This is a genomic window from Companilactobacillus kimchiensis, from assembly GCF_001438805.1.
GTDB classification, from domain to species: domain Bacteria; phylum Bacillota; class Bacilli; order Lactobacillales; family Lactobacillaceae; genus Companilactobacillus; species Companilactobacillus kimchiensis.
Genome location: NZ_JQCF01000011.1, coordinates 55,007 through 79,479 on the forward strand (window position 1 = coordinate 55,007; position 24,473 = coordinate 79,479).

Annotated in this window: 24 protein-coding genes; 9 read left to right on the forward strand and 15 right to left on the reverse strand. The window is 35.9% G+C overall.

Going from position 1 to position 24,473, the window contains the following annotated elements:
- The first annotated feature begins 20 nt into the window (after nt 1–20).
- On the forward strand, nt 21–2,096 hold the full coding sequence (locus tag IV57_RS07085) for a KUP/HAK/KT family potassium transporter (RefSeq protein WP_057880840.1): 2,076 nt from the start codon (nt 21–23) through the stop codon (nt 2,094–2,096).
- 61 nt (nt 2,097–2,157) lie between these two features.
- Here IV57_RS07085 and IV57_RS07090 read toward each other — a convergent pair whose 3' ends face one another.
- A complete protein-coding gene (locus IV57_RS07090) occupies nt 2,158–2,682 on the reverse strand; it encodes a hypothetical protein (RefSeq protein WP_057880815.1) in 525 nt (174 codons plus the stop codon).
- Between the two features lie 243 nt (nt 2,683–2,925).
- On the opposite strand from IV57_RS07090, the gene IV57_RS07095 reads away from it, so the two are divergent.
- Nucleotides 2,926–3,213 carry a hypothetical protein gene (locus IV57_RS07095; protein WP_057880816.1) on the forward strand — a complete coding sequence of 96 codons (288 nt, stop codon included), beginning with the start codon at nt 2,926–2,928 and terminating at the stop codon, nt 3,211–3,213.
- 18 nt (nt 3,214–3,231) lie between these two features.
- Nucleotides 3,232–3,516 carry a hypothetical protein gene (locus IV57_RS07100; protein WP_057880817.1) on the forward strand — a complete coding sequence of 95 codons (285 nt, stop codon included), beginning with the start codon at nt 3,232–3,234 and terminating at the stop codon, nt 3,514–3,516.
- A gap of 149 nt (nt 3,517–3,665) precedes the next feature.
- On the opposite strand, the gene IV57_RS07105 is transcribed toward IV57_RS07100, so the two are convergent.
- Nucleotides 3,666–4,472, reverse strand: coding sequence for a Cof-type HAD-IIB family hydrolase (locus IV57_RS07105; RefSeq protein ID WP_057880818.1), 807 nt, complete (start codon nt 4,470–4,472; stop codon nt 3,666–3,668).
- 91 nt (nt 4,473–4,563) lie between these two features.
- Here IV57_RS07105 and IV57_RS07110 point away from each other — a divergent pair, with 91 nt between their 5' ends.
- Nucleotides 4,564–4,851: a hypothetical protein gene (locus tag IV57_RS07110; RefSeq protein ID WP_057880819.1), complete on the forward strand. Its 288-nt coding sequence runs from the start codon at nt 4,564–4,566 to the stop codon at nt 4,849–4,851.
- Nucleotides 4,852–4,884: 33 nt separating this feature from the next.
- Here IV57_RS07110 and IV57_RS07115 read toward each other — a convergent pair whose 3' ends face one another.
- The 4 genes from IV57_RS07115 to IV57_RS07130 form a co-directional block, all read right to left on the reverse strand.
- Entirely contained in the window at nt 4,885–5,742 is an 858-nt protein-coding gene (locus tag IV57_RS07115) for a GRP family sugar transporter (protein ID WP_057880820.1), read from the reverse strand.
- 322 nt (nt 5,743–6,064) lie between these two features.
- Nucleotides 6,065–6,736 carry a 2,3-bisphosphoglycerate-dependent phosphoglycerate mutase gene (locus IV57_RS07120; RefSeq protein ID WP_057880821.1) on the reverse strand — a complete coding sequence of 224 codons (672 nt, stop codon included), beginning with the start codon at nt 6,734–6,736 and terminating at the stop codon, nt 6,065–6,067.
- 63 nt (nt 6,737–6,799) lie between these two features.
- Nucleotides 6,800–7,678, reverse strand: a complete 879-nt coding sequence (locus IV57_RS07125; protein WP_057880822.1) for a cation diffusion facilitator family transporter — start codon at nt 7,676–7,678, stop codon at nt 6,800–6,802.
- Nucleotides 7,679–7,778: 100 nt separating this feature from the next.
- Entirely contained in the window at nt 7,779–7,991 is a 213-nt protein-coding gene (locus IV57_RS07130) for a hypothetical protein (protein WP_236704334.1), read from the reverse strand.
- Nucleotides 7,992–8,186: 195 nt separating this feature from the next.
- On the opposite strand from IV57_RS07130, the gene IV57_RS07135 reads away from it, so the two are divergent.
- Nucleotides 8,187–8,918, forward strand: a complete 732-nt coding sequence (locus IV57_RS07135) for a DUF5067 domain-containing protein (RefSeq protein ID WP_057880824.1) — start codon at nt 8,187–8,189, stop codon at nt 8,916–8,918.
- Between the two features lie 85 nt (nt 8,919–9,003).
- Here IV57_RS07135 and IV57_RS07140 read toward each other — a convergent pair whose 3' ends face one another.
- The 7 genes from IV57_RS07140 to IV57_RS07170 form a co-directional block, all read right to left on the reverse strand.
- A complete protein-coding gene (locus IV57_RS07140) occupies nt 9,004–9,741 on the reverse strand; it encodes a CPBP family intramembrane glutamic endopeptidase (protein ID WP_057880825.1) in 738 nt (245 codons plus the stop codon).
- Between the two features lie 245 nt (nt 9,742–9,986).
- Nucleotides 9,987–10,520: a hypothetical protein gene (locus tag IV57_RS07145; RefSeq protein WP_057880826.1), complete on the reverse strand. Its 534-nt coding sequence runs from the start codon at nt 10,518–10,520 to the stop codon at nt 9,987–9,989.
- Between the two features lie 202 nt (nt 10,521–10,722).
- A complete protein-coding gene (locus tag IV57_RS07150) occupies nt 10,723–11,106 on the reverse strand; it encodes a DUF956 family protein (protein ID WP_057880827.1) in 384 nt (127 codons plus the stop codon).
- A gap of 112 nt (nt 11,107–11,218) precedes the next feature.
- Complete coding sequence (locus IV57_RS07155) at nt 11,219–12,130, reverse strand: PTS system mannose/fructose/sorbose family transporter subunit IID (RefSeq protein ID WP_057880828.1); 912 nt, start codon at nt 12,128–12,130, stop codon at nt 11,219–11,221.
- Between the two features lie 19 nt (nt 12,131–12,149).
- A complete protein-coding gene (locus tag IV57_RS07160) occupies nt 12,150–12,968 on the reverse strand; it encodes a PTS mannose/fructose/sorbose transporter subunit IIC (protein WP_057880829.1) in 819 nt (272 codons plus the stop codon).
- 44 nt (nt 12,969–13,012) lie between these two features.
- Nucleotides 13,013–13,990, reverse strand: a complete 978-nt coding sequence (locus IV57_RS07165) for a PTS sugar transporter subunit IIB (RefSeq protein WP_057880830.1) — start codon at nt 13,988–13,990, stop codon at nt 13,013–13,015.
- A gap of 714 nt (nt 13,991–14,704) precedes the next feature.
- Nucleotides 14,705–15,052 (reverse strand): winged helix-turn-helix transcriptional regulator, encoded by a 348-nt coding sequence (locus IV57_RS07170; protein ID WP_057880831.1) that lies wholly within the window; start codon nt 15,050–15,052, stop codon nt 14,705–14,707.
- A gap of 162 nt (nt 15,053–15,214) precedes the next feature.
- Here IV57_RS07170 and IV57_RS07175 point away from each other — a divergent pair, with 162 nt between their 5' ends.
- A complete protein-coding gene (locus tag IV57_RS07175; protein WP_057880832.1) occupies nt 15,215–16,231 on the forward strand; it encodes a zinc-binding alcohol dehydrogenase family protein in 1,017 nt (338 codons plus the stop codon).
- Nucleotides 16,232–16,469: 238 nt separating this feature from the next.
- On the opposite strand, the gene IV57_RS07180 is transcribed toward IV57_RS07175, so the two are convergent.
- Nucleotides 16,470–17,150, reverse strand: coding sequence for a DUF4867 family protein (locus IV57_RS07180; protein ID WP_057880833.1), 681 nt, complete (start codon nt 17,148–17,150; stop codon nt 16,470–16,472).
- Nucleotides 17,151–17,306: 156 nt separating this feature from the next.
- On the opposite strand from IV57_RS07180, the gene IV57_RS07185 reads away from it, so the two are divergent.
- Entirely contained in the window at nt 17,307–18,245 is a 939-nt protein-coding gene (locus IV57_RS07185; RefSeq protein ID WP_057880834.1) for a 2-dehydropantoate 2-reductase, read from the forward strand.
- 35 nt (nt 18,246–18,280) lie between these two features.
- On the forward strand, nt 18,281–19,318 hold the full coding sequence (locus IV57_RS07190; protein WP_057880835.1) for a PTS sugar transporter subunit IIC: 1,038 nt from the start codon (nt 18,281–18,283) through the stop codon (nt 19,316–19,318).
- Nucleotides 19,319–19,396: 78 nt separating this feature from the next.
- Here IV57_RS07190 and nagE read toward each other — a convergent pair whose 3' ends face one another.
- The gene (gene nagE, locus IV57_RS07195; RefSeq protein ID WP_057880836.1) at nt 19,397–21,376 is read right to left on the reverse strand and encodes an N-acetylglucosamine-specific PTS transporter subunit IIBC; all 1,980 of its coding nucleotides are present in this window, start codon (nt 21,374–21,376) and stop codon (nt 19,397–19,399) included.
- A gap of 386 nt (nt 21,377–21,762) precedes the next feature.
- On the opposite strand from nagE, the gene IV57_RS07200 reads away from it, so the two are divergent.
- Nucleotides 21,763–24,417, forward strand: coding sequence for an HAD-IC family P-type ATPase (locus tag IV57_RS07200; RefSeq protein WP_420806322.1), 2,655 nt, complete (start codon nt 21,763–21,765; stop codon nt 24,415–24,417).
- Nucleotides 24,418–24,473: the final 56 nt, after the last annotated feature.

Consider the following 24,473-nt stretch of genomic DNA (forward strand, 5'->3'; position numbering starts at 1 on the left):
AGATTATTTATATGGAAAAGATGCAACTAAACTCGTTGAAGAATAACCCCCATTCCAAGAAAAGTGTCGCAGGATTCCTTATTGCTTTAGGAATCGTATACGGGGATATTGGTACCTCTCCCCTATATGTTATGCACTCTTTGATGGTTGGGAATGGTGGACTTGGAAAAATGTCCACCGATTTTATTCTAGGTAGTGTTTCATTAATATTTTGGACACTGACCTTAGTAACAACAATTAAATACGTGTTAATCGCTTTGAGAGCTGATAACCGTGGTGAAGGTGGTATTTTTGCCCTTTACACTTTGGTTAGAAAGCGTGCTAAGTGGTTGATCATCCCAGCAATGATTGGTGGGGCAACCTTCCTTGCTGATGGTATGATGACGCCAGCTGTTACCGTTACAGCTGCGATTGAAGGTTTAAAGGGTATTGCAATCAACAATACCATCCTGATCAATACACAGAATCAAGTAATCATCGTTACTTTGATTATCTTGTCAACTTTATTCTTCATTCAAAGATTTGGGACACAACTGATTGGACGAGCCTTTGGTCCCATCATGTTGGTCTGGTTTGCTTTTCTTGGTTTGATTGGAATCATCAATCTTTCTTCTGACTGGACTATTATCAGAGCCTTGAATCCTTACTATGCAATTGCTCTATTAAGAAGTCCCATGAATATTCGTGGTGTCTTCATCCTAGGCAGTATCTTCCTTGCTACTACTGGTGCTGAAGCCCTTTATTCTGACATGGGACATGTTGGTCGACCTAATATTTATACCAGTTGGCCTTTCGTTAAAATTTGTTTATTACTAAGTTATCTAGGTCAAGCTGCTTGGATAATTGGCGTTAAAGATAACGCTTCGCTTCAAAACATGGGTTCAGCTATGAATCCGTTCTATCAATCTATCCCCGCTGATTTTAGACTCTTTGGAATCTTCCTTTCAGCTATGGCTGCTATCATCGCTTCTCAAGCCTTGATTTCTGGTTCATATACTTTGGTATCTGAAGCTACTAAATTAAGAATTTTCCCAAGATTAAAAACTTATTATCCAACTAACTTTAAGGGACAGCTTTACATCCCAACTGTTAATTCAATCATCTGGGTCGTTTGTTTGTTCATTGTTTTGTTCTTCAAAACATCTGAAAACATGTCAAACGCCTATGGTCTAGAAATTACGATCACGATGTTGATGACAACTATCTTGCTCCATCAATGGTTATTGATGAAACGTGCTAATCGTTTCTTTACGACAATTATCATTAGTTTCTTCTTTATCATTGAAAGTATTTTCTTTGTAACCAACAGTAGTAAATTCATTCATGGTGCTTACATCACAATGACAATTGCTGCTTTATTGATTGCAGTTATGTTTATCTGGAGATATGGGGAACGTCTTAAGGACGACAATACTTATCGGAGTCACTTTGTTTCTCTATTAGCTTTCAAACATCAATTAAATGATTTGAGAAAAGATCCTAGTTACCCACTATATACAACTAACTTGGTTTACTTAACTAAGATTCATGACGGCTATCGAATCAAGAAGAATATCCTTTATTCAATTCTTGATAAACGTCCTAAGCGTGCCCAAGTTTATTGGTTCGTAACAGTTAATGTTACTGATGAACCATATACAGCTGCTTATAGTGTTGAAACCTTTGATACTGATTATATGGTCAGTGTTCAGCTCTACCTAGGTTTCAGAGTCGATCAGAAGGTTAATGTCTATCTCCGTCAAGTTGTTAACGACATGATGTCTAATGGCGAGATCAGACCACAGCCACAGAAATACACCACAATTCCTGATCGTGATGTTGGGGACTTCTCCTTTGTTATTATCAAAGAGGTCCTCTCACCTGATACGAAGATCAGTAGCGTCAAGAAGAGTGTCATTCACATGCGCTTGGTTCTTCAAAAATTCATTTCACCAGCTACTTGGTTCGGTCTTTCATACAGTGATGTTGTGGAAGAACGAGTACCATTAGTTCTTGGTAAAGTATCACTTAATCGTTTGCGCCTAGTTAGAAAAGATCGTTCAGCTTTAAAAGATATTGAAGTTGATGGCGAAATTGATGACGATGACGACGAATAATATTAAATAAAATAAGGGACATTCCAATTAAATGGAGTGTCCCTTTTAGTTTGCATAATTTTCAAACCTGAAATATCTCAACTGTTTTTTGATTCAATTTATCATTAATAAAATCTACCACCCACTCAACATCTTTTTCAGGTGCACCAGATTTTTTTAAGTTCCAAGATAAATCCAAAGCTACATTATGACCATTATCCAATCTCAGAACAATATAATGTGGTGTCACTTTATTGGATGAATTATTCTTATTAACTACCAACGAATATGATTCAATATTATCAAAAGAAACGACATCTTGCTTCTTAATCAAAGGTAGAAAGATACCTACAATCCGTTTTCTCCACGTACTGTAGTCATAATAATAGACGTCTTTCTCAGTAATTCTCCAAAAACCATACAGAGTCGGTAAACTACGCGGATAAATAATACTGCTTTGAATGAAAAAGGCTACGATTCCAAAAACGATACCGGCATCTAGCTTTTGCCCAGTTAGAATAAAAATAAAAGTACCAATTGCTGCTCCAAAGATCAAACTATTAAATAATGGTTTCCAATTAAGCTTTCTTGCAAAACTTTTTTCCATCTTTATCGCCCACTTTGAATTTATTAATATTTATTAATGAATCCTTTAATAAATTAATTCAAAAATAGTCTGTCTTCACTTTTAAAGCAACGATGTGGCTCAATTATGTACATCTTGTCATAGCCAAGTCGACAGCTGTTACTGATTAATTATTTGTCTTTATAATTCAAAGTAATCAATGGTATCAATAATATTTATCATTGATAATCAAAGTTTTTATTGAGAAAGAAGAAAGTGATTACTATGTTCACTTACATTCAAATTACTAGCAGAGATTCAGATACATTTAAAGGTTATGTCGATTATGAATTTTCAAAAGATAATCTTTCAATGACTCTAGTTAGAGGTATGAAAACCTTACGTCGTATCAACATTCCCATTTCAGAAATAACTGATTTAAATGTCGACAATTTTTATGGTGAAGAGCGAATCAATTTTATTTATGATTCCAAAAAATATTCCTTCATCAATACTGGCTACGGTGAATCATTTTACTTAAAGAATCGTATGCTCAAGGCTGTCAATTCTTAAAGTGGAGAAGGCAAAATTATGTTAGCAAACGTCCAAATATTTAAAAACGGTCTAAGTTGTAATAATTGTTTCCATATTTCAGTTAAAGATCACCAACTAACAATGGGTTATATCGGTGGTGCCATCAAAAGTGATTTCATCATCCCCTTTACTGAAATGGATAACTTAGCTTTGATTCATTGGCATGGAAGTCAACAAATCACCTTTTCATATCAGGATTTGAGCTTTGAATTCATTGAAAATGGCTTTGGTGAAATTAATTATCTCAAAAATATCTTGTTCCAAAACAGTATGATCAAATAAAAAAGCACTGAAAATTTCAGTGTTTTTTTTATTGCCTATTTTAAGACCGCCTGAGCAGCTATTCTGTGACGCTAATAACTTTTATCACGGATAGCGTCAGTTGCTCTGACAATCTATATTTGGGGCAACTACTACTATTTCTTAGGTTTTTATTCCATTAAAAACTTCTGAATTCCGTATGCTACGCCATCACTATCATTATCCTTAGTAATATATTTTCCATAGTCCTTTACGCCAGTTAATGCATTGTCCATCACAATTGGTGTTCCAACCATTTCTAACATTGATAAATCATTATAACCATCACCAAAAGCGGCCATATCATCTTTAGTCAACTGTTCTAATTCTTGAATATACTTGATGCCACGTGCTTTTTGAGCATGATTACTCGTGATCTCCAAATAATTCTCACTTGATTGTTTAATACTAATATCCGGAAGCTTAAGTTCCTCAAGTTTTTCAACCAATTGTTTCATTTCCTGTAAATTAAACGAAATCAGCATGATTTTGTAGATTTTTATCTCAGTTTGTTTCAGTAAAGAAACAAACTCGACTAATTTAGGTGTTTGTCCACCCAGATCAGCCTCATATTTGATACCTTTATCCATTTTCTCAATATACCAACTATTCAAATCATATAAACTCGGACTGATATCAGGAAAATCATTCACAAGCTCGGTTAAAATCCGTTGGATACTAACTAAATTTATGGAATTTTCTCGTAATATTTTCATCTCATGAGCTACTTCTTGAAAAATGAGACCACCATTAAATGCTATTTGAGGTTCAGTTAATCCCAATTTAGCAATAGTTTCCATCATTTCCATCGGTGCCCGCGCAGAGACCAATGTAAATGGTATTTGACTGTCCTTAATTACTTTGACGTTGTTTTCACTAATTTTACAATCGCTCCGTAAGAGCGTACCGTCCATGTCAGAAAAGATGTGTTTGATCAAGATTACTTCTCCTTAAAGTCTAATTTGTGTTTGCCATAAAACCCGTTCGATGGCTTATGGTATTAATGAATCGGAAAGGAATGTAAAAAATATGTTTGCTTATATTCAAATCATTGACAACAAGTCGGCCGTATCCTATGGCTATACTAGTTTTTCATTTTCAAACTGTCACCTATCAATTGCCAAACTTGAAGGAATGATCAATTCGACTATGATTGAGATTCCCATCTCCCAAATAGCCGATCCTAAAAGGGATACTTATTATCGTTGGAATCGGATACAATTTAATTATAATAATAAACATTACATTTTCCTATACACTACTACTAGAGAATCAGAATACTTTCAAAAAAATCTTCCCAACTTAACGGTGGCATAAAAAAAATCAATCCCATTACGAGATTGATTTTTTTTATGCAAATGATGTAGCAACACTACCGACAATAATTAAGAGAATCCCCATCACAGTAAATCTCATCTCACGACCACTCTTATATTCATGAAGTACGAAGATTCCACCAAAGGTACTAATAATTACGTTTAATTGTGTCCAGATAAAAGCTGATGTACTTCCATTAGCTTTAGCGGAGAAAATATAAGCAAAAGCGGCAATTCCCCAAGAAATTCCGGCAATAATATTTTGATAATGTTCTTTTTGTTTGAAGGCTTTTGGATCAGTGAATAAAGCATAGATAACTGCCCCTAAAAGAATTCCCAACATTTCTGGCAAGAATACTCCGGTACTACTTTCGCTCTTAACAATCGGCATACTAGGAAATGATGAATAAATCCAGAAACCAACCGTTGTACATAATAGGAAGATGGCATCTTTTATTTCCATCTTTTCACCAGCAACACTGTCAGTGATCGATGTTAATAAAGCCCCTGCGATAACAATTAATAAAGCAACGATTCCGATAACCTTAGATTGAGTTCCAGCCCAATCGCCAAAAATCAACATTCCAATGATTGAATTACCAACTAATTGAAAAACAGTTGATAATGGTACCGTTCCTGAAACTCCAATTCGTTTGAAAGAAATGAATTGACCGATCTGCCCGATAGTCCATAAAGCCCCACACAAGACCGAAAACCAAAAAGCTAAGGTACTGACACTTGGTTGGGTGATTAAGTAGGAAACCAAACCGACAATTGTAGCTCCCGCTCCGATTCCAAACATTTGATTAGCTGGTGAACCACCAATTTTACCAGTGATCAGGGGCATGATCCCCCAACCTAACGCTGGTATCAACGCGATTAATATATTCATTTGAAACTCCCTTTTGTTTGATTAAATATTAGTAATAATTATCTTTTTAACGTGATATATCTCATATACATAAGAAACTACTTTTTTCTCGTAATACGATTTCTATTATTCATGCTGAATTAAATATTATTACATTTAGTTTGTCTAAATAAGCCCATTTGGCACCAAAAATTCTTCTCAACTTATCTAGACCATTTTAATAGTTTACATCATAATCTCTAAAAAGGAAGCCTTTTCTTTTAATTTTCTCAAAAAAAATGAAAGTGCCTTCAAAGTCTTTACAGACCCAAAAGGTACTTCCATTTATTTAAATATATTATTATTATTCTGTTCTATTACTACTAATAATATTTAATTTATTATCCAATTCATATATCAAAGGTTTCCCATTAGCAACTTCAATCCCATCAATATCTTCATCACTAATATTTTCAATATACTTGATCAATGCCCTGATGGTACTACCATGTGCAACAATCAATTGATCCTTACCATCCAACAGTAGTGGCGCTACTTGATCGACATAATAAGGAATGATTCGTTGGTAAGCCTGATAGAGACTTTCAGCCACTGGCATAATTCGAGCATCAAAATATTTATAAGGACCGACATTAGGGTCAGGTTGCTCTAATTGCGGTGGAATTGAATAAAAACTTCTCCGCCATTGATGTACTTGCTCAACACCATATTCTCTTCTAGTCTCATCCTTATTGATTCCTCGTAAAGCTCCATAATGACGTTCATTTAAGCGCCAGGTTTTAGTAATTGGCACGTAGTTAAGATTCAATTCATCTTGAATAATATAGGCTGTAATAATCGCACGTTTCAGAACAGACGTATGAACATGATCAAAAGACATTCCCTTGAGTTTCTCTGCAGCCACGTGTGCTTGGACGATTCCCTCTTGAGTTAAACCAACGTTGTTCCAACCAGTATATTGGTTTAAAGCATTAGCGATACTTTCCCCATGCCTTACCATGACAAGTTTTACCATATTATGATATTCCCAACTTTCATATAGAATTACCCTTAATTCTAGCACAATTAGCAAATCTTATTAATCGATCAGAGAATTGTCCAAACCTCTAGAACACTCTGCCTGTAAGGTAACATGCGTGATATTAAACTTATCATTCAACAGTTGATCAACCTGGTCGTATAGAGCATCCAATTCTTTCATATTGCAATTTTTCTTAACGTTGATATGAGCATCCAACATAATATGATTCTCATCAATCATCCAAACATGGACATGATGAACTTTAACAATTTCAGGAACTGTCAAAATAGCGTCCTGAACGGCGTCTAAATCAATTTTTGGACTAGCCTCCATCAAGATATTAATTGTTTCCGAAACGACGCTGTACGCTTCTTTTAAAAGCCATATGGCAATCACAATCGTAATAAGTGGGTCGACCCAATTCCAATTGAATAAAATAACAAAAATTGAAGCCACAAAGACCCCTACTGAAGACAATGTGTCTGTTAACATATGTAAAAAAGTCGCTTTAATATTCAAATTATGTTTTGAACCGGTTAACAACAGCATCATTGAAATAAAGTTAGCCGCTAGTCCAACTAATGAAACAATCATCATTAACTTACCATCAATATGCTGCGGTTGTGATAAACGCCTAAATGATTCAAAAACCATCACTAACGTTATAATAACCAACACGATTGAGTTAACAAAAGCTGCCAAAGTTTCCGCACGTTTGTAGCCAAAAGTTTTTTTGGTATTATTTTTTCTTTTTCCGATGACGTTGGCAACGTAGGAGATAACAATTGATAATGAATCTTCTAAATTGTGAAAGGCATCTGAAATCAAACCTAGACTTCCTGAGAAGAAGCCTCCAACAAACTCAGTAATGGTAATCAAAACATTGAGCACAGTTACATAAAAGAAACGTTTGCCCGTTACTTTCTCATGATCCATAACCTCGCCTCCTCCTGTCTATCATACCAATTATTTTACTAATGGATAAAAAAAGATGGAACATAATTGTTCCATCTTTATAAATCCCTTATATATCCTTCTATTTAGTTGTTAACTTAGCAACAACTTTAATGGGATGAGCTACATCAATGATATCAGAGAATCTGTTTGTAACATAATCTCTCATACCGTCACGTGCTTCTTTCTTAGAAACGTTGTGACAGACGCGCTTCTTAGCAATTGTTTGGCCTTCTTTGCTAAAGAAATTACAAGTAACTTCATAATCGCCATGATTACCAAAAAACAACATCATTGTGACCCCCTTCTATAAAAATAACTATCTCATTAACTTCGACCAGATATTTATACCACTTTTTTAAAGGCAGTTCAACACCCTAATTTTTATTTGCTATTTTTAGAAAAAAGGAAGCATTTTCTAGTTAATTAATTCATACTTAGTAATTATGATATTATAGTCTTAACGAATTATTCACAGGGGAGTAGCGTTATGAAAAGGCAAAACGGCAACAATAGATCTCGTATGACTCGTGAAGCACTTCGACGTAAACGTGTTCCATATTATCAAAAGAAATCATTTATTATTTCGATTGTCTCATTGGTTATCATTTTAATTGGTATATTTGTAATTTGGAAAGCTAACTCTTCCAAGGATACCCATTCAACTCAACCTTCTCATAAGATAGAAAAGGTGAAACCCAAGAAAACGGAAAAAAAGAAAGTAACTAAAAAAGCTAATAAACCAAAGACAGTCAAAAAAGAAAATCCTGCTCAACAAGTCACCAAGGAACCTGAAAAAAAACCAGCTACTGTCAAAATCCAAAATGCTGGTAGTTATAATGACTTAACTTACGATTCAGATTGGTATACCTTTAAAATTTCTAATGAAGTCAAATTGATCAAAGATTCCAATGGGGATGCTGCTTTACTAGTTAAGTATAATTACACTAACAAAACTAAGTCTGCTGAAGTCCCTCAAAAAGTTCAGAGTAACGCTATTATGCTCAAACAAGACGGTCAACAACTCAGCGCTGTAACGGCTACTGGTGATAATGCAGCCCTGATTGATTCCAGTAACAACGGTTTAGTCCAACCAGAAAAAAATTTCGATGGTGCTTTATTAGTAAAAGTTAACAGTACAACTTCAGAAGTGACAATGTACTTCAAGAATATTGAAACCAATAATTGGTTGGATAGTACCCAACCACTCAAATTAGACTAAAAAAGCTAGGGACATAACTGGTTTTGAATTTAAATATGCAACACATAAGTGTGAAACAAAACATAGCTCTCGAGCATGTTTTGTTTCATTCTTTTTGTATCTCAAAGTTTTTTAGCTGAGTATTAGCAATTACTAAAGTTATTACTAAAAAGACCACTGTGACGTACAGAGATGCTATTGAAAAGGTCATCTTAGATACCTGTGCCATCATCTTATCGGAAAACATTGGAAACATATCTCTTAATGCATGTAAAAGAATAACGATGCTTAAATTATGTGTCTTAATATAGATTGTTCCAAAAAGAATCCCTAAAGCAGCAGCAAATATTACCTGAACTGATACGTAACCAATTGGCAACGAACGTAAGTTAATTAAATGAAGCAAACCAAACATGATACTTGAACCGATCACAGCTCCTAAAATATTATTATGCAGTAATTTTAGAAATAAACTGACTAACAAGCCCCTAAAGATATATTCTTCAGCTAATCCGACCAATAAACAGATAACGATCACTCGCAGTTTGACTTTGAAATCAGGAACAGCAAACATCGCCGAATTCAAAAAAACAATAATAATTATAGCTGGTAAAGCTGTATTTAACTGACTTGCAAGTTTGTTTCCGTTGAACCAATAAACTCTCTGGCGAAAGTATTTCCAATTTAACAGGTATGCAATCACGAAAACCAATAGATCTCCTAAAGCCTGCCAGATGCTATTAGCTGATCCTTTACGAACAGCTAACCCCACCACTATCAAAACAATTGGAAAAATCAAACTAGCCAAAATAATTTTAGTTACATTATTTTTTAATACTTTCATAAAATCTCCTTAGAATATATTCTCTCTAAATTATATTAGATATTTGCTTGACATGAAACGCGTTCGATAAAGTATTCTTATTTTGTTGAGATACAGGTTCTGTAATTTAATACTGCATTCTCCTTTACAGAACTTACCCTTCAAATTGTATTTCATAAATTATTTATTTGTTTAAGCCCATACCCGTGGGCTTTTTGTTTGCAAAAAAAAAGCAAATCCAGCCAAACGAATTTGCTTAAAGTAAATTATATTCTTGAATTGATTAATGTAACGATTCGATTAATATCGGCAGGCGTGGTAGGAATGCCTGATGTCTTCCAAGCACAATTCAATCTAACCTTTTGATGATTAGTCTCAATTACAAAACAATGTATCTTTCGTGCCAAAGGAGCCTTTAAGGAGCCTCCTAAGGGATGTTGAGTATTCATAATAGATTTACCATCAACTACTGAAAACGTTTTGATATTGGAAAATGGTATCTCTCTAACCTTTTCATTTGCTGGTAAAAAGATAGCTCGGATTCGTTTTATCCAAGTACTGTAGTCATAGTAATAAATTCCTTGATTGTCAATCTTCCAATAACCATAGGATTTTGACAGATATCTTGGATAAATCAACATGCTCTCTAGCACAAAGGCTGCCATGCCACAAATAAGTCCTATCAATGGGAATTTTGGAAACATTGAATACATAATTGTTGCCACTATTATTCCGAAAAAGATACTGATCAATAATGGTTCGAAACTGATTTTTCTTTCGAAACTCAATTCATTTTCCATTTTAATCACCTTGATTATCTATGACTACTATTAAAATAATACCTTCGCCATAATTAATCCAAAATAATGCTCTGAAAATTAACAAATTGTCTACTTTGGCACAAAAAAACGTGGAACATAACATGCTCGAGAGCTATGTTATGTTCCACGTTTATGCTGCAAATTTGAATTAAAAAACAGTTATGTTTCAAACCCTTTTAGCTTATTTCTTCTTATTCTTTTTGGGTTTTCTAGTGAAAGCCCGTTTAATAACTTGAAAGAACCCTAATGAACGAACAATTTTATCTGGTTTGACATAAACTCTGATTGCTCGTAATACTTTTTTGGGATCTTTAGATGAGAATGAGAATGTTCCATTCTTCTTTGTTTGTAGTGCATACCTAGGTATCCACTTACCACCAAAGATGACTGAGACAATCACATGGTCTACTTCACTCCAAGGAATTTGAATATAGTTTTTGGTGTCACGGTCATCATAAAATTCAAAACCCTTATCTCCGACCATGATTTTACCGTAATCTGTCATTCCTAGGTGCGAGGTTGCATCCATGACCAAATCTGACTTTGTATTTAATGATTGAACCATTTACCTTACTCCTTTATCCTGTTAAAAAATATTATACGTCTGAAGTTGTTTATTATCAAAAAAGAGGCGGAACTCCAAGGAGTCCACCCCATTTATTGAAAGTTTCAAATAATTACATAATGTGAAGTACGTGTAGAAGAACACCTACAACGAACAAGCCAAGAATAATAACGATTGGAGAAACTTTCTTCTTTAGTAACCACATACAGAAGAATGTTAATAGCAAAGCTGCTAAACCAGGGATCAATTGATCCAAGTTATCTTGTAATGTTGTTACTTTATCAGGTGTCAATGATAATCCAGCTTTTTGTTGAATCAAAGCTTGTTGGATACCCTTTGCACCAGCTGGTAAATGTGACCAGTCAATGAAGGCACCTTTGTCTAGTTTAACTGTTGAAACTGTTGGTGTGAACTTAACAGTAACCCAACGGTTAATCAATGAACCTAGGATAAACATACCCAAAATTGAAGCACCCTTTGTGACATCTTGTAAGATACCACCAGATAGGTCATCTGTAATCTTTGAACCGGCTTGATAGCCAAGTTCTTGTGTATACCACATGAAGGCCATACGAATAGCATTCCATGCTACGAAGTAAATAATTGGTCCAAGAATATTACCAGTAATAGCTAATGAAGCAGCCAAAGCACCAATAATAGGCTTAACAGTGAACCAGAACACAGGATCACCAATACCAGCCAAAGGACCCATCATACCAACTTTAACACCTTGAATAGTAACATCATCAATAGGTGCCCCATTAGCACGTTCTTCTTCCAAGGCCATTGTTACACCAAGGATAGGTGAAGCTAGATAAGGATGACAATTGAAGAATTCCATGTGACGCTTCAATGCAGCGGCACGGTCTTCTTTTGTTGTATATAATTTTTTAAGTACTGGAATCAATGAATAAGTCCAGCCACCATTTTGCATACGTTCGTAGTTCCATGAACCTTGTAGGAAGGTTGAACGCCACCAAACGGAAATTCTATCTTTTTTAGAAATCTTTACTTGATCTGCCATTTTTTTGTGTTCTCCCCTCTTAGTAGTTATCTATAATATCGCCGACTGGGTCACCAGTGTTGGAAGAATTTCCTCCATCACCGTTGCCACCATTACCACCTGATTTTTCCAATTTCAAGTAGATAAGAGCCATAGAAATACCGATAGCACCAAGTCCGATAAGTGTTAATTGTGTAATTGTAGCAAGTACGAAACCAATTGCGAAGAATGGCCATACTTCTTTAGTAGCCATCATGTTGATAACCATAGCATAACCTACGGCAACAACCATACCACCACCGATTGACAAACCATCTGTCAACCAAGTAGGCATCATGTTTAATAATTCACGTACGGGACCAGCACCAATACCTAGGATCAATGCGGCAGGAATAGCGATACGAACACCTTGCATTGCAATGGCGATATATTGCCACATTTCAATCTTTCTAAAACTACCTTCTTCAGCAGCTTTATCCATGATATGAACAATACCAGTTGCTAATGTACGACATAGAATAGTTAGTAGTAATCCGGCAACAGCTAGAGGAACAGCAATAGCAATAGCTGAACCAACTCCGGCCTTTCCTTTACCACCAAGAACAAGAATAATAGCTGAAGCGACAGCTGCCAAAGCAGCATCAGGTGCAACAGCGGCACCGATATTTGCCCAACCTAAGGCGATCATTTGTAATGAACCACCAAGGATAAGACAAGGTAATAATTGACCTGTAACTAAGCCGATTAAAGTACATGCGATAACTGGTTGGTGAAAGTGAAACTCATCCAAAATACCTTCCATACCAGCTAAGAAAGATACTAAAATGACTAGAATAATCTGAATAGCATTTAATTGCATGATTATTAATCCTCCATTTTATTTCTGATATATACATATATATATTATTGTTGTTTATTTTTATCTAATTCAGCTTGTGCTTTCTTCATAATGTTATCCATATTATCAGCAGAATCTGTAGGAACTTTACGAACATCTAATTTAATGCCCATTGATTCCAACTTCTTATAAGTATCGATATCATTTTGGTCAAAAGCCAAAACTTTATTTGGTTGTACTTTACCGACTGAGTGAGCCATTGAACCAACGTTAACTGATTTCAATGGAACTCCACCCTCAACAGCCTTAAGTACGTCTTGTGGTGTTTCGAACAATAGTAATGCTCTTTGACCACCGAAATGCTTGTCATCTTTGGCAAGTTTGATCATTTGGTCAATAGGAACAACGTGAGCTGTAACACCAACCGGTGCGGCTTGCATGATCAATTGTTTACGCAAATCATCCTTGGCAACACCATCTGAAACGACGATGATACGTGTAGGATTTGTTGTCTTTGACCAAGCTGTAGCAACTTGTCCATGTAGTAAACGTGAATCAACACGTGCCAAGACATATTTAAATGATCCTGGTTGACCACCTGTAGCTTGTTGCTTTGGTGCAGCCTTAGCTGCTTCTTTAGGTTGTAATGATTCTGGACGAACCTTTACACCATCTTTAGCAGTTTCAATGATATGAGCAGCAATTTCTTGTGCTGAATTCATTGAAAGACGTGAAGCATATGCCTCAATCAACATTGGCAAGTTAAGTCCAGCAACAATTGCCCACTTGTCTTTATGTGCTTCGAACAAACCATTTACTTGGTTGAATGGTGTTCCACCCCAAAGATCGACTAGGAATAATACTTCGTCTTGATCTTCGAAAGTAGCAACAGCTTCTTCCAATTTTGCCTTAAGGTCATCTGGACCCATGCTAGGTTGTAATGTAACGGACTGAACATCTTTTTGTTCACCGAAAATCATTGAACCTGACATCTTGATACCATCAGCAAAGTCACCATGGCTCGCAATAACAATTCCAACCATGTTTAATCCTCCTTTATTTTTATGTCATTAAAGCGCTTACTTTGACCACCCATTTATGATCGAATTGACAATAAAAATAGAATAATTTCTAAATTAATCGCTTTAATAGAGCTCACCCTTCATGTGAACCCTTACATAATATCATTTTTTCAGAAAAAAAACAGCACTTTTAACAAAAAGCCCCAAATGAAAACATTTTTAAACTTTAAATATAATTTTCTTAATTCAAATTTCACATACCTGGGCCTCAAAATTTTGCTAGTCCGCCATGATGTTCAGAATATAGGTATTATTTAGTCAACTTAAATTCAATCATTTTTTCCGTTCCCATGCCCCTTTGTGACATTTGCAAGCAATTCATATTTTTCAGTATTTTCAAGTGAAATCGAGTTTAATTCCTTTTATATCAGTTTTTTCAATTTAGTTAAAAAAGGTTCTATATTTAAATTGGGATTTTTTCACATGTTACTTTTATGTAACAGCTTGTTACATATGGTTTCACGACTTTCCTTAATGGAAAAAGCGGTTTCAATTTAATTCAATTTTGCAGAAAGTGGTAGGTACCAATTTGTCTAGCCCATTTTTACTTAAAAAAGTTCTTAAGAATTTCTTAAGAACCTTTTTATGATTAATTTCTGGCATTTTGACACAGTAAATAAGGTCATCTCTACACGTCAATTACGAAAATTAATCTAGACTTCATCAAAAAAGAATTTAATTTGATTCCGTCTTAGCTAATTGATTATAATATGTCCCCCATTGAGACATAGCTAGTACGACTGGTTCCAAAGTTTTTCCAAATTTAGTCAATGTATAATCAGTTTTTAAGGGGATTTCTTGATAAATATTCTTTTGAATAATCCCATCTTGCTCTAATTCTGCTAATTGCAGGGCCAACATACGTTGGGAACAGTCCTTTAGATCACGTTTTAATTGGCCAAAATGACAGACTTGCTCTTTAAACAAATGATATAAGATAACACTTTTCCACTTACCCGAAATAAATTGGAGGGTACTTTCGACTGGGCACCCCTCCTGACAGTCATAAATATGTCTATTCATAACAAACTCCTTCTATATAATAGATGATTTCTAAATTACCCTGAATCAATTGGTTTTTCAATTATTCTGACTAGTGTCTATTTTGTAACTAGTTACAAACATTTCAGGATTGTCATTCAATTAAATCTGATTATTATACTAAGTAAAAGGAAGTCTCCCATTATGAAAGCAATCGGTTTTAAAGAACATTTACCTATAGCTAATAAAAATAGTTTAATTGAATTTGAAATACCTACTCCTAAGGCAGAGGGTCACGATCTTTTGGTTAAGGTTAACGCCGTCTCGGTTAATCCTGTTGATGTTGGTGTTAGAAAAGGAGGACATGGTACTTTAAAACAGCCCAAAGTAATTGGTTGGGATGCCGTTGGTATAGTAGAAGAAACTGGTTCTAAAGTAACACTCTTTAATAAAGGCGATCGAGTTTTTTATGCGGGATCTTTTATTCGTCCTGGTAGTGACAGTCAATACCAATTGGTTGATGAAAGGATCGTGGGCTCAGCTCCCTCAAAATTACCCGATGCCAAAATTGCAGCGATGCCCCTAACATCTTTGACTGCTTGGGAAGCATTGTTTGAACAACTAGCAATTAATCCGACTGCTAAGGAACTTAATCACAGTAAAAACATTTTGATCATCAATGGCTCCGGTGGTGTCGGTTCTGTAGCAACTCAATTAGCACATTGGGCTGGATTAAATGTTATTGCTTCAGCATCTCGGCCTGAAACGATTAAATGGGTGCAAGAACACGGTGCCAACCAAACCGTCAATCATCGAAATGATTTAGTCACAGAAATACGTAATTTAGGTTATAAATATGTCGATTATATTCTAGAATTAAACGATCTCGATGGACATTGGAATGAAATGGTTGAGTTGATCAAACCGAGTGGTCACATTGCCTCCATTACCGAAAATCGTCACCCTATTGATTTGAAAAAGTTAACCACTAAACGAGCTATATTTGCTTGGGAATGGATGTATTCTAAATCATACTATCAAACATCTGATATGATTACTCAACATGAGATTTTAAATCAGATTTCTAAATTATTAGATGAAGGTATTATTAAATCCACTTTAGCCCAAGAACTATCCCCAATCACAGTGGATAACTTGAAAAAAGCCCATCAATTAGTAGAAACTAACCACATGATTGGTAAAGTAGTGGTCAGTAATTAGTTTATTAAATTCAAAATTAGGTTTGATGGCAAATAGTTTAACAAAGCTAACTAGATTGCTTGGCATTTCAAATCAACTACAAAAAAGTGAGATATTAAAAGCCATACCAATTTAAATTCTGGTATGGCCTTTTAATATCATTTGAAATAGATTAGCGGTCATCAAATTATTTTTAACTAACTAGAAAATATCGAAACTCTAGTTGGTAGCACAAATTCTGATTAAAGAGAAAACAAAACTATTTATCCAATGGCGTCATTTCAATCAATTTACCCGTTAAACCAACTTGAATCCCCATTGCAATCTTATCCTTACGAATAGGATCAACTAATTGAAACTTATTTTGTTTAACGATACGTTTGTTATTACTCTTGAAATCAGCTGGCAATTCTTCATTTGAACCTCTGATCAACATAACAATGATTGAGAAACCTGAATCATGAACTTTAATTGGAGCATAGTGCAAAGTTGAACTATAAAATTCAACCACTGTACCAGCTGGTACAAAGAAAGTTTGACCATCATCTCGAGGACTGTATGAACCTTTCGTATCTAACGTTGAACGTTGACCCAAAACCATGATGACATCAGTCAACATAATGTTGGTTTCACTACCTTGATGATATTCAATAGCTGAAAAGTTGGTTGATTGTCCTGTACATTCACCAGCCTCAATAGGTAGATTAGCGTAAATATCCCGCCCCATCTCCTGAATAGTGTCAATTTTTTCTAGACCAGCATTTGATGGTGTGTAGAAATTTGCTGGACTAGAAATTTTAACATTCTTATCCATATAATCAGTTACTTCACTAATATCATAATTGGTATAAACTTTTCCATACTTTTTGAAATCCGGATCATCGATTGAAAGAATCTTATACTCTGGATTTAATTTTTGAAATTCTGCTAATGAACTCATGCTGTTCCCCCATGTTTACTATTGTTTATTTCAAACATAATCTAACAGTTGAAAACGTTTTAGTCAATAGTTAGTGATTTACTTGTAGATTTTTTCACAATAATCTGAGTATAATACAAGTACAGATATAAACAGATATCTTAAGGAGAACAAACTATGAAAGTTATTATCGCAGGTGCGGGTGCCATGGGCAGTCGCTTTGGAATCATGCTTCATAAAGGTGGCAATGACGTTACTCTGGTCGACGGTTGGCCTGATCACGTTAATGCCATCAAAGAGAATGGTCTAAAGGCAAACTTCAACGGTGAAGACATCACAGTCAACATTCCGGTTATGCTTCAATCTGAAATTAAAGCTTCCGAAAAAGCTGATTTAATTATTTTATTCACTAAATCAATGCAACTAGATAAAATGTTGCAAGATGTTAAACCATTAATTTCAGATCAAACCAAGATTCTCTGTTTGTTAAATGGTATTGGTCATGAAGATACCATCGAAAAGTACATCCCAATGGAGAATATCTTTATTGGTAATACAATGTGGACCGCTGGTCTAGTTGGTCCTGGACAAGTTAAACTCTTTGGTAACGGCTCAGTTGAATTACAGAATCTGGGTAAAAATCAAGAAGATGCCGCTAAAGAATTGGCAGCCACTTTATCAGAATCAGGTTTAAACGCAAAGTATTCTGACAATATTCACTATTCGATCTATCGTAAAGCCTGTGTCAACGGAACCATGAATTGTCTCTGCTCAATCCTTGATGTTAATATGGCTGAATTTGGTGCTACTAAACCGGCTCACGATATCGTTGTGACAGTGGTTAACGAATTCGCCGCTGTGGCTAAACATGAAGGCGTTGATCTTGACACTAAAGAAGTTGTTGAACATGTTGAATCATGTTTTGATCCAGAAACTATCGGTAAACATTACCCATCAATGTATCAAGATCTAATCAATAACCATCGTTTAACAGAAATCGATTATATCAATGGTGCTGTAGCTCGTAAGGGGAAAAAATATGGCATCCCTACTCCATACTGTGACTTGCTAACACAATTAATTCATTGCAAAGAAGATATTCTTCAGGCAAAATAATAAAAAAATTATCTTAGGTCATCAGGGGGATTATTATGAATCAAAAACTAACGGCCAAAATTTTTCTAAATAAAGTTTTATCAGGAACTGCTACCGGTATTATTATCGGTTTGATTCCCAATGCTGTTTTAGCTGCTATCTTGAAAATGTTCGGTAACAATCCTTTTGCACTTGCCATTGGTCAAATGGCACTTATTTTTCAATTAGGTACACCACTTTTAATTGGGGCTTTAATTGCTTTACAATTTGAATTTAAACCAATGCCAATGATGGTAGTTGGTGGAGCTTCTTTCGTTGGATCTGGAGTTATCAAATTTAATGAAAAGGCTCAAGCCTATATCGGGGCTGGTACCGGAGATATTATCAATACCATGTTAACGGCTTCGATTGCCGTTGGTTTGATCCTATTGATCGGTGATAAGTTCGGTTCCGTTGCCATCGTCTTAACTCCAATTGTAGTTGGTGTCGGAGCGGGATTGATTGGCTTTTACCTCTATCCATATGTAACTGATATCACTAAAGCAATTGGCGATGGAATTAATTCCTTCACAGATTTACAACCAATTATCATGTGTATTCTGATTAGTTGTGCCTTTGCAACCTTAATTATTTCACCGATTTCAACTGTAGCTATCGGTATGGCTATTCAATTAAATGGTATTTCCGCTGGGGCTGCTGCGATGGGAGTTGCCGCTACAACAATTGTTTTAGTTGTGAACTCTTGGAGAGTCAATAAACCTGGTGTTACGATTGCGATTGCTTTAGGTGCCATGAAAATGATGATGCCTAATCTCTTCCGAAAACCAATTATTTTGATTCCATGTTTGATTACGGCAGTAATCTCTGCTATTCCAGTTGCCTTGTTCAGTATCTCTGGAACACCAGCTTCAGCTGGGTTTGGTTTAGTTGGATTAGTCGGTCCCTTAGCATCACTCGAAGCTGGACTAAACGTTGCCCTACTATTCATTAGTTGGCTCGTTGTCCCAGTTATCGTAGCTTTAGCTTTGCAATTCTTATTAGAGAAAGTTCTTCATCTATATAATCGCAAGGATGTCTTTGAATTTTTAGGTTAAAAATATTTCCATATAAAAAAGGCTGCTGAGGTAATTTCTCAGCAGCTTTTTAAGCGAGTTATGAAGGGTGAAATCTATTTACTTTGTTGTCACTCTAACAACTTCTTGATCCAATTGAACATCACTATCCAAAACATTATATTTCATATACGAAACACTAGCCATGTTAGTTACAATCACCATCATGTCAGTTTTCTTACCAGCCTGTTCGATTTTCGCTAAATCTACTTGAGCTAATTGATCACCGTGTTTGACCGTCTGACCATCTTTAACTTTAATCTCAAATGGTTCGCCTTTCAATTGCACAGTATCAATACCCATATGAACTAAAACTTCTAATCCATCAGCAGTCTTGATTCCTAAAGCATGTTTAGTTGGAAAAATCGTTTCAATTGTTCCATCAATTGGAGAGACAATTTTACCATCAGTTGGTACAACTGCATAACCATCCCCAAGCATTTTTTGAGCAAAGGTAGGATCAGAAACTTTTTCGATATCTTCTAAATGTCCATTAGCAACACTATAAAAGACATCTGTTTCACCTGACTTAACGTCACTGACAGGTGCAGACTTTGTGGTAGGTTTTGATTCAGCTGTAGTGGCGGTTACAGTAGCGTTCTCGGCAAAGAGTTTCTTCAAGGCATCTGCCACAAACTGCACTTCTGTTCCGACAACGATATGAATATTCACTTTATCCAGAACATTCACACCGGCAACACCGGCACTCATGATCTGTGATTTATTGATTTTACTTGTATCTTTTAATTGTAAACGCAAACGAGTTGTACAATTATCGATCACACTGATATTATCATGGCCGCCAATTCCTGCATAAACTGTTTTAGCCATAACCATATATTTATCGTCAGAACCTGAAGTAGCCACAGCCTCAACAGGGGCGTTGTTGGCTTCTAATGGTTCCCGACCTGGAGTCATCAGATTAAATTTCTTGATTGCAAAATCAAATCCAAAGTAATAAATCAAAGCCATTACTACACCCTGTACTAGTAACATATAAGGTTTATTAGCGATTGGCATGTGGAAACTCAAAATATAATCCACCAGGCCCGCACTGAAAGTAAACCCAGCAGTCCAATGCATGAACGCCGCAAAAGCCATTGACAAGCCAGTAAAGACAGCGTGAATTACATATAGTGGCCAAGCCACAAACATAAATGAGAATTCCAAAGGTTCAGTAACACCGGTAAAGAATGAAGCAAAGGCTCCGGCCATCATTAAACCAGCAGTAGCCTTTTTACGTTCTGGCAAAGCATTACGATAAATTGCCAAAGCTCCAGCAGGCAAACCGAACATCATAACTGGGAAATAACCAGCAAGATACATTCCGGTCACACCTTTAGTACCCTTATTAGCCCAGAAATTACCAATATCATTAATACCAGCAATATTAAACTCAAAAACTTGATTTAATGCTTGATGCAAACCAGTTGGGATCAATAGTCTATTGAAGAATCCAAATAATCCGGCACCAATCCAGCCAAGGTTAACGATGAATTTACCAAAGGTAATTAAAGCATCATATAGAACTGGCCAAACAAATAGTAAAACAACTGAAATTAATAACATTACTAAAGTTGATAAAATTGGAACTAAGCGTTTACCACTAAAGAATGATAACGCCATCGGTAACTTGGTCTCGTGAAAGCGGTCAAATAAGGCAGCCGCAATCAGCCCCGCAATAATACCGATAAAAACATTTCCAGCAATTGCATTAAAAGCTGGATTAACAGCACTGACCTTAATTCCCATTAACAAGGCCACTTGTTTAGGAGCTAAAACATATGTTGGAACTATGTAAGCCACAACACCGGCCATAGCCGACGCTCCATCTTTGGTCTTAGCCATTCCGATCGACAAACCAACAGCGAATAATAAAGCCAGTTGACTAAGAATTGCCGAACCACCCACTTGTAGAAATTGGGATATTGCCCAATTATTAGGTAGCCAATGACCAATACCTTCAAGAAGAGCGGCAGCTGGTAAAACAGCAACTGGTAATTGAAGGGATCGGCCCATTCTTTGAAGATAGGTTTTCATTTTCTTATTTTCCTCCCTTAACTAAGAAAAATTTCTAACGAATTCAATAATACTGGTATACCTCTCGAACTGCAATAGTTTTATTTCGATTTTAACGTTATGAAAGCTAATTAAGTGCTTTCAACACCTAATTGGACTAGATAACCTCAAGATTGGTATATTCCATGAATTGGCTTTCATTATAAAAAACTAATGATAACTCTAATATTGACTTAATACTAAATACCTGATATCTTATTATTACTAACAACACTTGAGGGAGTGAAAAACAACTGAAGACGAAGCTTATATATTTCTTATATCGCATCCGCTGCTAAGTTTTAGCACATTACTATTTAATAGCAATGCGCTTTTTTTAAACTTTAAAACGAATGAGGAGATGTAAATTGAAAACTAAACCCTACCAAATAGGATTTAAAAATTTAAAGGAAACATATAACACAAATGAATTTAAACGTGGACTGTCCACTAAAGAAGCTCAACAACGTTTGAGTGAAAACGGTCCTAACAAATTAGAGGCTCATAAGACACCTAAATGGAAAATATTTTTCCGTCAGTTCAATAATATGGTGATCTATGTCCTGATTGCAGCAACTTTGATCACACTACTAATGCAACACTACTCAGATTCCATCATCATTTTCTTGGTAGTTATTATCAATGCCATTATTGGTTACTATCAAGAATCAAATGCTTCGGATGCATTGGACAAAATTAAACAGATGCTTTCAATTGAAGCCACCGTTTATCGAGATGGTCAAAGAAAAGATATTCCGGCCGAAGAATTAGTTGTCGGTGATACAGTCTTTTTGGAAGCTGGCGATAACGTTCCGGCTGACCTGAGAATTATTGATTCCGATAACTTGAGAATCCAAGAATCAGCTTTAACAGGTGAATCAAACTCTGTTTCTAAAATTGCTGAGGCTATTGAGCAAGATGACGTTGCTTTGGCTGATCAAAAGAATATGGCTTTTGCGTCAACCGCTGTCACTAATGGTAGCGGAAGTGGGATTGTTGTTGCCACTGCAAAAGATACCGAAATCGGTAAGATTTCCTCGGAAGTTAGCTCAGTTAAACAGCGTAAAACTCCATTGATGCAAATAATTGATGGCTTAGGTACTAAGGTTTCCTACTTCATCGTTGCCGCCTCGGTAGTTATCTTTATCATTGGTTTTATCTTTGACACCTATTCACTACCAGTGCTTGCATTGGCCGTTGTAGCCATGATGGTCGGTGCTATTCCTGAAGGTATGCCTGCTACAACTTCAGTTATCTTGGCTAAAGGTGTTAGTGACATGGCTAAAAAGCAACATACTATCGTCAAAACTCTACCTGCAGTAGAAACTCTTGGTTCAGTTGACGTTGTTGCTACCGATAAAACGGGTACTTTAACTAAGAACGAAATGACCGTTACAGATATTCTGATTGATGACCAAGAACTTCAAGTTACTGGTACCGGTTATGAACCAATTGGAAAAATAACTAAAAATGGTCAACCTGTTGAAATAACTTCTAACTTAAAATTATTCTTAGAAGCTGGTTATCAGGCTAATGACTCTACTTTATTACATGAAAACAATCAATGGATCATCAATGGTGAACCGACTGATGGTGCATTCTTAACGCTTTATCACAAAGTCTTCCCTTATGATCAAAAGAATCAATACGAAGAAGTCGACATTTTACCATTTGATTCCGACTATCGTTACATTGGTAAGATTGTTAAAGATACTGCCGACAACCAGTTACTTTTTGTTAAGGGTGCTCCTGACAAACTGCTAGAAATGGCTCGCAAACAGGATGCCAACTTTAATTATGATTACTGGTTAGAAAAAGTCGAACGTTTCTCTGAAGAAGGTAAACGTGTTATCGCCGTCGCTTATGAAGACGCTCCTAAGGATGCCGCTGAAGTTACTCACGAGATGATCATTGATGGCTTAAACTTCTTAGGTTTAGCTGCTATCATCGATCCCCCACGTGAAGAAGTTATTGAATCATTACGAGTTATGCGTACTGCTGGCGTTGAAGTTAAAATGATTACTGGCGACAATGCTATTACAGCTAAAACTATCGGAGAAAAGTTAGGTCTGGCCGACGAAATTCATGCTATTACTGGCCCTGAATGGGATAAACTTTCAGATGATGAAAAAATAACTGCCGCTGATAACAATCAAGTTTTTGCTAGAACTACTCCAAGTAATAAACTTGAAATTATCAAAGCACTCCAAAAGAACAATAAAGTTACTGCTATGACTGGTGACGGTGTCAATGATGCTCCAGCTTTAAAACGGGCCGATATTGGTGTCGCTATGGGTATTAAGGGAACCGATGTTGCTAAGGACTCGGCCGATATGATTCTGACCGATGATAACTTCGCTACTATGTCCTCTGCTATCAAGGAAGGCCGCCGAATCTTCGACAATATCAAAAAGAGTATTTTATATCTGTTACCTATCTCTTTCTCCGAAGGTTTAATCGTTGCCTATGCAATCTTGACCAAACAAGATATTCCCCTACAACCATCACAGTTACTTTGGATCAACATGGTTTCAGCTATCACAATCCAATTTGCTTTGATTTTCGAGCCGGCTGAAGATGGAATTATGAACCGTCCGCCCCGTAAAACCGGTAGTAAATTAATGAATCGACACGATATATTCCAAATGACTTACGTTGCACTTCTAATCGCCGCGGTCAGTTTGATCATTGATATCTATCTAAGCAGCCAAGGTTTCAGTGAAGTTATTACTAGTACAACTATGGTCAATACTTTGATCATTGGTAAAATCTTCTACTTATTTAATATTCGTACACCCAAATTAGCTCTTTCCAAAGATTTGTTCTCCAATCCGAAAGCCTTCGTTTTCGTCGGTCTAATGATCCTATTGCAACTATTCCTAACCTATGTACCGTTTATGCAAGGAATTTTTTCAACCGGATCGATTGGTTTACATGAATGGATGTTAGCTATCGTGGCTGGTGCCATTGTTTTAATCGTTACCGAGATTGACAAACTAATTCGTTTGAAATTTAAACGCTAATAAAAAGGTAGTTCATTCGTAAAACTCAGGTTCTTTACCAAGTTCGGTTGTTTGCT